This window comes from Actinomadura sp. NPDC049753 (genome assembly GCF_040674655.1).
Lineage (GTDB): Bacteria > Actinomycetota > Actinomycetes > Streptosporangiales > Streptosporangiaceae > Spirillospora > Spirillospora verrucosospora.
The window spans coordinates 19415-28281 of the sequence record NZ_JBFARL010000106.1; the positions used below are offsets into that span (position 1 = coordinate 19415).

Consider the following 8867-nt stretch of genomic DNA (forward strand, 5'->3'; position numbering starts at 1 on the left):
TCTCGGCGTCCACGGCGTTCACGGGGAACGGCGGAACGGCGGGCGGCGGGCCGGGGGCGCGCCGCCCGCCGGGCCACGGAGCGCCGCCTGCCAGAACGGCGCCCCGTGACGGGAGCGGCGGAAACGCGAACCCCCCCGTCGCGCGGGGCGGCGGGGGACGTTCGCGAGAGGCCGTGCGGTCAGGCGGACGGGGTGTCCTGGCCCTTGCGCACGATGCCGAGCTTGCTGCCGAGCCACACCAGCGGGTCGTACTTGCGGCCGACGACCCGCTCCTTCATCGGGATCAGCGCGTTGTCGGTGATCTTGATGTGCTCGGGGCAGACCTCGGTGCAGCACTTCGTGATGTTGCAGAAGCCGAGACCGTGGTCGTCCTGCGCGATGTTGCGCCGGTCGGCCTGGTCGGCCGGGTGCATCTCCAGTTCCGCGATGCGCATGAGGAAACGCGGCCCCGCGAATTCGGGCTTGTTCTCCTCGTGGTCACGGATGACGTGGCAGACGTTCTGGCACAGGAAGCACTCGATGCACTTGCGGAACTCCTGCGAGCGCTCGACGTCCACCTGCTGCATGCGCAGCTCGCCCGGCTTGGCGTCGCCCGGGTCGAACGAGGGGACCTCCCGTGCCTTCTGGTAGTTGAACGACACGTCCGTGACCAGGTCGCGGATCACCGGGAAGGTGCGCACCGGGGTGACGGTGATCGTCTCCTCCGGGTCGAAGGTCGACATCCGGGTCATGCACAGCAGCCGCGGCATGCCGTTGACCTCCGCGGAGCACGAGCCGCACTTGCCGGCCTTGCAGTTCCACCGGACGGCGAGGTCGGGCGCCTGCGTGGCCTGCAGCCGGTGGATGATGTCGAGGACGACCTCGCCCTCGTTCACCTCGACGGTGTAGTCGGTGAGCTCGCCCGCGCCGTCGTCGCCGCGCCAGACCTTGAACTTCGCCTCGTAGCTCATCGGCCGTCCTCCTCGTTCTCCGCGGCGTCGTCCGCGCCCGGCTCCGGCGCGACCTCCGCGTCGTCGGCCGGGTCCTTCCCGGCGAGGGGCGCCGGCAGCTCCTCGGCGGTCAGGTACTTCTTCAGCTCGTCGTTGTCGAACAGTTCGAGCAGGTCCTGCCGCATCGGCGTCAGCGGCTGGCGCCTCAGCTCGACGTGCGGCGAGGACGGGTCGCCGGCCAGCGAGCAGACGAGGTTGACCTTCCGCCACTCCGGCGACATCGCCGGGTAGTCGTCGCGGGTGTGGCCGCCGCGGCTCTCCTGGCGCTCCAGCGCCGCCTTCGCGACCGCCTCGGACACCAGCAGCATGTTGCGCAGGTCGAGCGCGAGGTGCCAGCCCGGATGGTAGCCGCGCCCGTCGCCGACCGCGACGGGGTCGACGCTGACGGCCGCGACCCGCTCGCGGAGCTTGCCGAGCGACTCGATCGCCTGCTTCAGCTCCTCTTCCTTGCGGATGATGCCGACCAGCTCGTTCATCGTCTGCTGCAGCTCGGCGTGGACGGCGTAGGGGTTCTCGCCGCCCTCCCGCTCGAACGGGGCCATCGCCTCGGCCGTCGCCGCCTCGATCTCGGCGTCGGGGACGGCGGGACGCGCCGGGAGGGCGTCCACGTACTCCGACGCGCCGAGCCCGGCCCGGCGGCCGAACACCAGGAGGTCCGACAGCGAGTTGCCGCCGAGCCGGTTCGAGCCGTGCATGCCGCCGGAGACCTCGCCCGCCGCGAACAGGCCGGGCACCTTGGCGGCGCCGGTGTCGGGGTCGACCTCCACCCCGCCCATCACGTAGTGGCAGGTCGGGCCGACCTCCATCGGCTCCTTGGTGATGTCGACGTCCGCCAGCTCCTTGAACTGGTGGTACATCGAGGGCAGCCGCTTGACGATCTCAGCGGCGCCGCCCGGCATCCGGTCGACGACGGTGAGGAAGACCCCGCCGTGCGGCGATCCCCGTCCCGCCTTGACCTCGGAATTGATCGCGCGCGCCACCTCGTCGCGCGGTAGCAGCTCGGGCGGGCGCTTGTTGTTGTCGGGGTCGTCGTACCAGCGGTCGCCCTCCTCCTCGGTGGTGGCGTACTGGTTCTTGAAGACCTCGGGGATGTAGTCGAACATGAACCGCTTGCCCTCGGAGTTGCGCAGGACGCCGCGGTCGCCGCGCACCGACTCCGTCACGAGGATGCCCTTGACGGACGGCGGCCAGACCATCCCCGTGGGGTGGAACTGGACGAACTCCATGTTCAGCAGCGATCCGCCCGCGAGCAGCGCCAGCGCGTGCCCGTCCCCGGTGTACTCCCAGGAGTTGGACGTGACCTTGAACGCCTTGCCGATGCCGCCGGTCGCCAGCACCACCGCGGGCGCCTCGAACACGACGAACTTGCCGGTCTCCCGGACGTAGCCGAACGCGCCGCAGATCTTCCCGTCGGCGTCCTTCAGCAGGCGCGTGACCGTCGTCTCGGCCCAGACCTTCAGCCTGGCCTCGTAGTCGCCGTGCTCGGCGTGGTCCTCCTGCTGGAGGGCGACGATCTTCTGCTGGGCGGTGCGGATCAGCTCCAGGCCCGTCCGGTCGCCGACGTGCGCCAGCCGCGGGTACTCGTGCCCGCCGAAGTTGCGCTGGCTGATCTTGCCGTCCTTGGTGCGGTCGAACAGCGCGCCCCACAGCTCCAGCTCCCAGATGCGCTCCGGGGCCTCCTTGGCGTGCAGCTCCGCCATGCGCCAGCTGTTCATGAACTTGCCGCCGCGCATGGTGTCGCGGAAGTGGACCATCCAGTTGTCGTTGGCGTTGACGTTGCCCATCGCGGCGGCGGCCCCGCCCTCGGCCATCACCGTGTGGGCCTTGCCGAACAGCGACTTGGAGATGATCGCGGTCTTCTTGCCCTGGAGGCGCGCCTCGATCGCCGCGCGCAGCCCGGCGCCGCCCGCGCCGATCACCACGACGTCGTAGAGGTGCCTCTCGATCTCAGTCATGATTCCTTGGCCTCAGTTGAAGATGCGCAGGTCGGAAATGGTGCCGCTGGCGACCAGCGCGACGTACAGGTCGGCCACCACCAGCGAGCCCAGGGTGATCAGGGCGTACATCCCGTGGCGCTGGTTGATCTTGGACACCCAGCCCCACATCCGGTAGCGGAAGGGGTGCTTGGAGAAGTTCTTCAGCCGGCCGCCCACGATGTGCCGGCACGAGTGGCAGGACAGCGTGTACAGCCAGAGCAGGACCACGTTCGCGACCAGGATGACCGTGCCGAGCCCGATGCCGAACCCGCCGTCCTTGCCGTGGAAGGCGCGGACCGCGTCCCAGGTGTTGATCAGGGAGATCGCGAAGGCGGCGAGCCAGAAGTACCGGTGCAGGTTCTGGCCGATCAGGGGGAAGCGGCGCTCACCGGTGTACTTGCCGTGCGGCTCGCGGACGGCGCAGGCGGACGGCGCCGCCCAGAACGAGCGGTAGTAGGCCTTGCGGTAGTAGTAGCAGGTCAGCCGGAACAGCAGCAGGAACGGCAGCGAGATCGCCGCGAAGGGGATCCAGCCGCGGGTGGCCGCCGGCAGGAAGGTGCCGAACTCCGCCGCGTCGCCCGTGTGGCCGTCCACCGTGACGTTGTTGCAGATCTCGTTCAGGCACGGGGAGTAGAACGGCGTCAGGTAGTGGAACTCCGGCACGTAGAAGGCCGCGCCCCAGAAGGCCCGGACGGTCGCGTACACCACCCATGCCGTGAAGATCACGAAGGTCGTGACCGGATACAGGCGCCAGTTGTCCTTGCGGAGGGTGCGTTCCTTGATCTGGGCGCGCGACTTGGCCGGCGCCTCCACAGTGGTCATCGATCGCTCTCCTGAGCTCGGGTCGTCGTGTCCCCGTACCACGGTCCGCGCGCACCATGCGGCCATTCGCGCCTCGGCCGGCGGCGGGGCGCCCCGGCCGGGCCGCGCGCGGCGGCCGGAGGCCGTGCCGCATGCGGGCCGTGACGCCTCGTGTGCGCTTCCAGCGAAGCGACCCTACGCCACCCGCCAGGAGCTGTGACATACATAACAGGCAGACCCGCATGTGACCCTGACCACAGACTTTAGCCCGTTCAACGCCCTTTCGCGCCCCTCGGGACCCATAACCAGTCGTTATGATCAAACTGAATCGAGACGAGACCGCTCCGGCATGGCCGCCCGGTCGCCGGGCGTGTGCTTCAGCACGGTCCGGGCGAAGTGCTCCTCGGCCTCGCTCGTGCGTCCGGCGCCGTACACCCGCAGCACCTCGGCGAGATCGGGGAAGCGGTCGGCGATGAGCCCGGCGGCCGCCTCGATCTCGGCGGCGGACGCCACCTCGCGCAGCAGGGCCTGGACGAGCCGCGCCGGCTCGGCCGCCCCGCGTCCGCCTTCTCGCTCCGCCGCGCGCTCGAGGCTCGACGGCGCGGGCCCGGCGGGGACGCGCCCGGAGACCGCGCCGCGCATCCCCGACGTCGTGGCCGCCGACTCCGCCTTGATCTCCTCCAGGCGCGCCTGGACCCCGGCGGCGGTCAGCGCGTCGAAGCCGGGGGCCGCGACGAGGTCCTCGACCGCCATCAGGCGGTGCAGGACGGCCGGGTTGCTGATCTTGGCGCGCTGGCCGGACATGAGCTGGGAGAGCATCGGCGCCGAGAGCCCGAGCACGCCGGCGAGCCCCGACTGCGACATCCCGAGGCGGCCGAGCAGCGGCCGGACGCGGTCGCCGAGCGGTTCTCCGTACCACTCGGTCTGCAGCGCACGGTTCCGGGCGATCGTGTCCTCGGCGACGCTCACCTCACCGGCCCCCCTTGACGATTTACAGATGCAAACGCTAGATTCGCGACCGCACATGGTTGAGCGGGATCCGCTGCCATCGTGCCACGGAAAACCGCATTTGCATATGTGACAGATCGGAAGGATCGACGATGGGCCTGGCACATCGCCTGGGCGCCGCCACCGCGACGGCCCTGCTCCTCACCGGCGGCCTGGCCGGCTGCTCCCTGCCGGGGACGGACGGGCCCTCGTCCTCGTCCTCGTCCCCGTCCGGCGGCAGGAAGGCCGAGGGCGCCGTGGGCGGGGCGGGCTTCGACAACGCCGCCAAGCCGGTGGTGAAGGGCACCTTCGACAGCCCGATCGCCCAGGGCGCCAAGATCGACATCGCGGTCATGGGCCTCAGGGCGAAGGGGAGGCTGGCCACCCTCAACGTGCAGCTCACCCCGCACGTGCCCCCCGGCGGACCGACCCGCGTCAACGCCTACCGCCTCAACGGCGAGCACGGGCTCGGCACGGCGCTGATCGACCCGGTCAACCTCAAGCGGTACGTCGTGGTGAAGGACTCCGGCGGCAAGGACCTGCAGACCGACGAGATTTTCACGAACATGGCCAACGACCAGGCCACCCCGTTCTCCTTCACCTTCGCCGCCCCGCCCGAGAACGTGAAGTCCGTCGACCTGCAGATCGGCATATGGCCCACCTTCCGCGACGTCCCGGTCGAGCGGTGAGCCGCGTGCGCCGTCCGGCCGTCCTCGCGGGCGCCCTGGCCCTCGTGCTCGCGGTCCCGGCCGTCGCCGGGGCCGACCCCGGAGTCCCGGACCAGAACCTGGCCCAGAGCGTCCTTTCGATCGAAACCGACGCCTCCGTGCACGGCATCGACCTCCAGCAGGCGGTCATTCCCCTGGAGGAGGAAGAGGCCGGCGGGCGGCAGGTCACCGTTCGCATCTCGGCGGACGTCCTGTTCGACTTCGGCAAGGCGACGCTCACCGGCGCCGCGCGCCGCCGCATAGCCGAGCTGGCGCCACGCCTCCGCGACGCCCGGGGCGCCGTCCAGGTGTCGGGGCACTCCGACTCCGTCGGCGACCCCGCCTACAACCTGGCGCTCTCCGAGCAGCGCGCCGAAGCGGTCAAGGCCGAACTGGCGGGCGTCCTGACGGGGACGAGCCCGCGGATCGAGGCCAGGGGCTACGGCGAGACCAAGCCCGTCGTCCCCAACGAGCAGGGCGGCAAGGACGACCCCGCCGGCCGCGCCAAGAACCGCCGAGTCGAGATCGTCTACGAGAAGGGCTGACATCGTGCGGCGGTGACGGCCGACCGGGGCGGCCCGGCGGCGGCATCGCCCGGTCCCGTCTCACGCGGGTGCTGGCGGCGGGCCCAGGTGGTCGAAGATCTGCAGGGGCTCGCCGTCCAGCGTGCGGACGGGGAAGCGCAGTTCCAGCCGGCACGCCGCCAGCGCCCGGCGCGCCGCCTCGGCGTGCGCGGGGCGCTGCGCCGGGTCGGCCGCGCACAGATGCGCGACCACCGCCCACAGCAGGGGCGGCACACCGGGGGGCGGCACGCCGATGCGCTGGCGCGGCGCGGGGTCCCCGGCGCCGGTCAGCATCCGCCAGGCGACCATGCCGGCGGCGTACAGGTCCTGCCGGGGGCCGGGCCGGTCCCAGTCGAGCACCTCGGGAGCGAGGTACCCCGGCGTCCCCACGGCGAAGCCGGTGGTGGTGAAGCGCTGGTCGTCCTCCCCCAGCGCGATCCCGAAGTCGGCGAGCCGCACGTGCGGCGCCCCGACCGGGCTCGGCTCCAGCAGCAGGTTGGCGGGCTTGACGTCCCGGTGGACGACCCCGGCGCCGTGGATGTGGCTCAGCGCGGCCAGCAACTGGTCCAGGACCTCGGCCGCGTACTCGGGCGGAAGCCTGCCGTAGTCCCCGAGGAGCGTCTCCAGCGACCCCCCGCGCACGAGGTCCATGGCGAGGAGCACGTCGTCGTACGCCATGCACGAGGCGTAGGGGGTCAGCACGTGGGGGTGCGCCATGCGCAGCGCCCGTTCCCGGACGACCCGCAGCATCGACGTGGGGCCCTGCTGCCGGACGAGCTTGGCCGCGCAGTACCGCCCTTCCGCGCGGTCGTACGCGCGCCACACGCGGCTGGTCCCTCCCACCCCGATCCGGTCGAGCATGGTGAACCGCCCGCCGATCACCCACCCCGAATCCACGGCACCGATCGTACGGAAGGCCGCCCGCCCCGCGACCCCAGATTCCGCACGCGTGTCAACAGAACGGGCGTTCTAGGCATCTAACACGTGGAGGTACAGGCTCCCCCAGTCGGCGGCCTCCCTAAACTGACGGACCACGCAGACCACGTGCCCTCCCCAGGGCCCGCCCCGGAACGGGACCGATGAGCGACAAAGACCCTCGCCGCGACGACCTCGCGGGGGACGAGGCCGCCCGCCGGCCACCGGCGGACCCGGAGGCGGCCGGCGACACGGCACCGGATTCCCCGGGAGGAGACGCTTCCGCGGAAGCCGGGACGGCCTCCGGCACCGCCGCGTCCGGACAGGAGGACGGTGCCAAGGAGGCGGATGCGCCCGGCGAGGCGGAGGCGGATGAAGGCGGGCCGGACGACGCCGCGCCCACCGGGACCGCCACCGGAGCCCGGCGGGGCGGCGGGCGGCGGAAGGGGCTGCGGTGGGTCGCGGTCGGCGCGGTCGCGCTGCTGCTGGCCGCGGGCGGCGGCGCGGCGTGGCTCTACCACGACCTCGTCGGCGGCATCGAGCAGAAGCACGTCAGCGACAAGCTCGGCGCGAACCGGCCGAAGAAGCTCAACAAGTCGCTCAACATCCTGCTGATCGGGTCCGACACGCGGGAGGGCGAGAACTCGGAGTACGCGGTGCCGGGGATGGCCGGGGCGCGGTCGGACACCACGATCCTGCTGCACCTCTCGCCGAACCGGGACCAGGCGATCGGGATCAGCTTCCCGCGCGACTCGATGGTGAAGATGCCGACGTGCAAGAAGGAGAAGGGCGGCACCGTCCCGGCACAGTTCGGAATGCTGAACGCGGCCTTCGCGTACGCGGGTCCGACGTGCACGTGGAAGACGCTGGAGTCGCTCACCGGCATCCACATCGACCATTTCGTGCAGGTGGACTTCGCCGGGTTCAAGCGGATGGTGGACGCCCTCGGCGGCGTCGAGATCTGCGTCGACAAGCCCGTCAGGGACCCGAGGGCCGAGCTCTACCTGAAGGCCGGGAAGCAGACCGTGAAGGGCGACGACGCGCTCGGCTACGTGCGCGCGCGCTACTCGCTCGGCGACGGCTCCGACCTGGAGCGCATCGAACGGCAGCAGAAGTTCATGGCGGCGGTGGTCGACAAGGCCACCAGCGGGTCCGTCCTCACGGATCCGGCGAAGACGTACAAGTTCCTCAAGGCCGCCACCAAGTCGATGACGACCGACGACGACCTGGACCTGGCGGGGATGCGGAAGCTGGCGGACGGGCTCAAAGGGATGAGCGCCGGCCAGGTGCGGTTCGTCACCGTCCCCGTGGAGGGATACGCGCCGGACCCCAACCGCGTCCAGTGGAACGAGGAGCTCGCGAAGCCGCTGTTCGAGGCGATCCGGCACGACGACGAGCTGCCCGCGGAGCCGGCCGAGCCCGCCCGGCCGCGGCCGGCGCCGCCTTCGCCCGGCAAGGTGCGTGTCACCGTGGTCGACGCGGGCGCCCGGGACGCCCGGGTGAAACAGGTCGTGAACCAGCTCCGCCAGCGCGGGTTCACGGTGGAGAAGAAGGTCGAGAAGGCCGCCGCGGCACCGGAGAGCCGCCTCGTCTACGCGCCGGCCGCGGAGGCGCAGGCGTCGGCGCTCGCGCGGGACGTCCCGGACGCGCTGCTCACCTCCGACCCCGCCGGTCCGCGGGACGGCGTCCGGCTCGTCATCGGGGCGAACGGGGTGCGCCTCGCGCCGCCCGCCATCAACAAGATCGGCGGAGGCGTCAAGGCGGGCCGCAAGCTCTGCGGCTGACGCTCAGGCGACGGCGGACAGGATCGCCGCGAGCGTCCCGGCGAGCATGGAGGGGCCGAACGGGAACTCGCCCTTGCGCGACCGGCGGACGATCATGATGCCGAGGGCGACGAGACCGCCCGTCAGGTAGGTCGCCAGGAGGCCG

General features: G+C 71.5%; 8 protein-coding genes. 3 read left to right on the forward strand and 5 right to left on the reverse strand.

Annotation, left to right across the window (positions count from 1 at the left end):
- Positions 1-179: 179 nt before the first annotated feature.
- The 4 genes from AB0K37_RS25045 to AB0K37_RS25060 all read right to left on the reverse strand — a co-directional run bounded on the left by AB0K37_RS25045 (position 180) and on the right by AB0K37_RS25060 (position 4735).
- Entirely contained in the window at positions 180-950 is a 771-nt protein-coding gene (locus tag AB0K37_RS25045) for a succinate dehydrogenase/fumarate reductase iron-sulfur subunit (protein ID WP_363985031.1), read from the reverse strand.
- On the reverse strand, positions 947-2944 hold the full coding sequence (locus AB0K37_RS25050; protein ID WP_363985033.1) for a fumarate reductase/succinate dehydrogenase flavoprotein subunit: 1998 nt from the start codon (positions 2942-2944) through the stop codon (positions 947-949). Before AB0K37_RS25050 ends, AB0K37_RS25045 begins: the two co-directional genes overlap by 4 nt.
- Before the next feature lie 12 nt (positions 2945-2956).
- Positions 2957-3787: a hypothetical protein gene (locus tag AB0K37_RS25055; RefSeq protein WP_363985034.1), complete on the reverse strand. Its 831-nt coding sequence runs from the start codon at positions 3785-3787 to the stop codon at positions 2957-2959.
- 297 nt (positions 3788-4084) lie between these two features.
- On the reverse strand, positions 4085-4735 hold the full coding sequence (locus tag AB0K37_RS25060) for a helix-turn-helix domain-containing protein (protein ID WP_363985036.1): 651 nt from the start codon (positions 4733-4735) through the stop codon (positions 4085-4087).
- Between the two features lie 131 nt (positions 4736-4866).
- On the opposite strand from AB0K37_RS25060, the gene AB0K37_RS25065 reads away from it, so the two are divergent.
- A complete protein-coding gene (locus AB0K37_RS25065) occupies positions 4867-5442 on the forward strand; it encodes a hypothetical protein (protein ID WP_363985038.1) in 576 nt (191 codons plus the stop codon).
- A complete protein-coding gene (locus AB0K37_RS25070; RefSeq protein ID WP_363985040.1) occupies positions 5439-6005 on the forward strand; it encodes an OmpA family protein in 567 nt (188 codons plus the stop codon). Before AB0K37_RS25065 ends, AB0K37_RS25070 begins: the two co-directional genes overlap by 4 nt.
- A 60-nt stretch (positions 6006-6065) precedes the next feature.
- On the opposite strand, the gene AB0K37_RS25075 is transcribed toward AB0K37_RS25070, so the two are convergent.
- Positions 6066-6920 (reverse strand): serine/threonine-protein kinase, encoded by an 855-nt coding sequence (locus tag AB0K37_RS25075; RefSeq protein ID WP_363985042.1) that lies wholly within the window; start codon positions 6918-6920, stop codon positions 6066-6068.
- A 182-nt stretch (positions 6921-7102) separates the two neighbouring features.
- On the opposite strand from AB0K37_RS25075, the gene AB0K37_RS25080 reads away from it, so the two are divergent.
- On the forward strand, positions 7103-8722 hold the full coding sequence (locus AB0K37_RS25080; RefSeq protein WP_363985044.1) for an LCP family protein: 1620 nt from the start codon (positions 7103-7105) through the stop codon (positions 8720-8722).
- Positions 8723-8867 lie beyond the last annotated feature (145 nt).